At 66.3% G+C, this 3,080-nt stretch carries 5 protein-coding genes; all 5 read right to left on the bottom strand.

Annotated elements, in window-relative coordinates; genetic code table 11:
• The coding region (locus tag ACEQXV_RS08585; protein WP_370268758.1) for a histidine phosphatase family protein at positions 1-201 on the bottom strand (201 nt) is incomplete at its 3' end.
• Positions 198-809 (bottom strand): ferredoxin, encoded by a 612-nt coding sequence (locus ACEQXV_RS08590; protein ID WP_372525507.1) that lies wholly within the window; start codon positions 807-809, stop codon positions 198-200. The genes ACEQXV_RS08585 and ACEQXV_RS08590, both read right to left, overlap by 4 nt.
• A 44-nt stretch (positions 810-853) precedes the next feature.
• Positions 854-1,732, bottom strand: coding sequence for an acetylglutamate kinase (gene argB, locus ACEQXV_RS08595; RefSeq protein WP_370268762.1), 879 nt, complete (start codon positions 1,730-1,732; stop codon positions 854-856).
• Between the two features lie 36 nt (positions 1,733-1,768).
• Entirely contained in the window at positions 1,769-2,419 is a 651-nt protein-coding gene (gene yihA / locus ACEQXV_RS08600; protein ID WP_370268763.1) for a ribosome biogenesis GTP-binding protein YihA/YsxC, read from the bottom strand.
• The coding region (locus ACEQXV_RS08605; RefSeq protein ID WP_370268764.1) for an MOSC domain-containing protein at positions 2,416-3,080 on the bottom strand (665 nt) is incomplete at its 5' end. The genes yihA and ACEQXV_RS08605, both read right to left, overlap by 4 nt.

Here is a 3,080-nt window from a genome sequence, read left to right on the forward strand (position 1 = left end):
GATGCGCAGCAGGTCCAGCGTCTCGCGCGTGCGCTGCGCGCTGGAGCAGAGGATCTGGTCGGGCAGGTAGCCCTTCTCTCGCAGCCAGTCGCCCATGGCTTCGGCGGACCTCTGGCCCCGGGCGTTCAGTGGACGGGCGGCGTCGGGCTGGCCGAGGGACCAGTCGGACTTGGCGTGGCGCATCAGGATCAGGCGTTTCACGGTCGGTAATGCCTCATGAATGCGGACATGTGGAAGGTGGACTGTTCGAGGCGCCGCCGGAAGTCTTTCGCCACCGGGCAGGCGCGCCGGACGAGGCAGCCCTGCCGGCACGCGGCCCCCTCAGGGCTTGCCACGTGGGCCTGACAGCGCGAGACATCGTAGGCCTGCCGCTCTGCCAGCGCGGACACCGGGCAGGCGGTCGTGCAGGGGGCGGCGCAGGTGTCACAGGGGCGCGTGGGCGGCGCGGGGAGGTCGAGCCGGTCGGGCAGGGCGAGGGCACCGCGAAAGCTGAGGAACAGCCCCGCTTGGTCATGCACCAGAAGGCCCACGGGGGACGGCCAGCATCGCCCGCTGTCCACCGCCCATTGCAGGAACGGCGGGTAGGGCGGACCGTCGGACGGGAAGATGGCGGGCGCGCCGAGGTCCGAGGCCAGCGCGCCGATCACCCGTTTCGACCAGCGGTCCAGCGGGTCCTCGCCGCCGTCGCCATACTCGGGCGAAGCGGTGAACACCTGCCAGAAGCGCGGCTCGTCCGGGCCCAGCAGCACGATGGTCCCTGTGCCTTCGGGCGCGCCGTCGTGCGGGCCGGGATGCAGCACACCACGCACGGCCAGTGCCTGCGCGCGGGCCGCGGCATCCACCCGCTCGAGGGTCATCTGCGCGGGGTGAGCGGCGGCAGGTCCGGTTGCCGGATCATCGAGCCGGAGCCATGTTCGGTGAACAACTCCAGCAGGCAGGCGTTGGGCACGCGACCGTCGACGATGACCACGGCGCGCACGCCTTCCTCCAGCGCTTTCAGCGCGGTCTCGGTCTTCGGGATCATGCCGCCCGCGATCACCCCTTCGGCGGTCAGCTTGCGGATGTCGTCGGGGACAAGCTCCGTCACCACCTCGCCCGAGCTGTCCTTCACGCCGGCCACGTCCGTCAGCAGAAGCAGGCGATCCGCCTTCAGCGCACCCGCGATTGCCCCGGCCGCAGTGTCGCCGTTGACGTTGAAGGTTTCGAGCGGGTCCATGCCGGTCGCCACGGGCGCCACCACGGGGATGATCCCGGCGGTGAAGAGGTCGCGCAGCACCTGCACGTTCATCTCGATCGGGCGGCCGACAAAGCCCAGCTCCGGATCGTCGGCCTCGCAGACCATCAGATCGTCGTCCTTGCCGGAAAGGCCCACGGCGCGGCCGCCTTCGTCCATGATCGCCTGAACGATGCGCTTGTTGACAAGGCCTGTGAGGACCATCTCGACCACCTCGACCGTGGCCTGATCCGTCACGCGCTTGCCGCGCACGAATTCGGATTTGATGCCAAGACGGTTCAGAAGATCATTGATCATCGGCCCGCCGCCATGAACGACAACCGGATTGACCCCCACCTGCCGCATCAAGACGATATCGCGGGCAAACTCGGCCATGGCCTCGGCATCGCCCATCGCGTTGCCGCCGAATTTCACGACGACAATCGCCCCGGAATAGCGCTGGAGGAACGGCAGGGCCTCGGAAAGGGTCCGGGCGGTGGCGATCCAGTCTCGGTTCATGTCTTGTTTCCTCACCCTCTGATCCCCTTCTGCGGGTTAGTCGATGGTTGCAATGATAGCGCGAAGTGTCTCGATCCCGTCGCTCTTTTCCGAAGAGGTCAGAACGATCTCGGGGAAGGCCGCGGGATGTTTGGCCAGCGAGGCCCGCGTGATCTCGAGCGATTTGGCAAGCTCGGCTTTGCTGACCTTGTCGGTCTTGGTCATCACCACCTGAAACGTCACGGCGGATTTGTCGAGAAGGCCCATAATCTCTTCGTCAACGGCCTTGGCGCCGTGGCGGGCGTCGATCAGGACGAACACGCGCCGCAAGGTGGGGCGGCCCGAGAGATAGGATTTGAGCAGCTTCTGCCATTTCTGCACAACCGCGAGCGGCGCATTGGCAAAGCCATAGCCGGGAAGGTCGACAAGATAATGCGCCTCGCCCACGGTGAAGAAGTTGATCTCTTGCGTGCGCCCCGGCGTGTTGGAAGCGCGGGCAAGGCCCTTGCGGCCGGTGAGCGCGTTGATGAGGCTCGATTTGCCCACATTGGAGCGCCCCGCAAAGCAGACCTCGATCCGGTCGGCAGGCGGCATTCCGGACATGGCGACTACGCCTTTGAGAAACTCGGTCTGGCCGGCAAACAGCTTGCGGCCGATCTCGCGGGCTTCATCGTCGGGGGCTTCGGCCTCGGGGAAAGTCAGGTTCAATTCAGGATCTCCAGTTCGTCTCCGAGGGCCACGGTCCCATCCTGCACGACTTCTGTGTAAATGCCAAAGTTCCGATGGCCCCATCCGGCATCAAGCGCGCCCAGTGTGTCGGCATCGCGCGCGCCGGTCCGGGGGTTGGCGGCGGTGTGCAGGCAACGCTTCACAGGCTCCCTCACCTCAAGGATGGCGGTCCCGACCCGAAGGCGCTTGCCGATCCAGTCGAGTTCTTCGAAAGCGGTTCGTCCGTCAAACCAGATATTGCCGCGCCAGCGCTCGGGCTCGAGCGAGTGGCCAATGCGCTCTTCCACGGCGCGGTGCGAGGCGGAGTTCATCAGCGTTACAGATGGATAATCGGTATCGGTCCAACCGCGATCAGGCAGAGCCACGACAGCCACAGGGCGCGCGCGGGTTTCGGGGCAGAGCGGCATGACCCAGTCGAGGAACCGGACCTGATCTGCGGCATCGTCGGGCGAGAAGTTAATTTCGCCCAATTCGGCATGGGACAGCGTGATGCGCCCTGCGTCTGGGTCTAGCCTTGCCCAGATGCCGGCAAGGCCGGGCGTGCGGGTGCCGATCATGAAGTTCTGGCAGGGGACCCAACCTGTCGAGGCATCGTCCGCCGCCGCGTCGTGAACGACGGCCCAGCGCCGATCCCAAGGGA

It is taken from the genome of Nioella sp. (assembly GCF_964229645.1).
Classification (GTDB): domain Bacteria; phylum Pseudomonadota; class Alphaproteobacteria; order Rhodobacterales; family Rhodobacteraceae; genus Nioella.

What these genes read in the sequence shown, in the direction of transcription:
- argB (WP_370268762.1), bottom strand. Translation starts at nt 1,732, where the DNA reads ATGAACCGAGACTGGATCGCCACCGCCCGGACCCTTTCCGAGGCCCTG.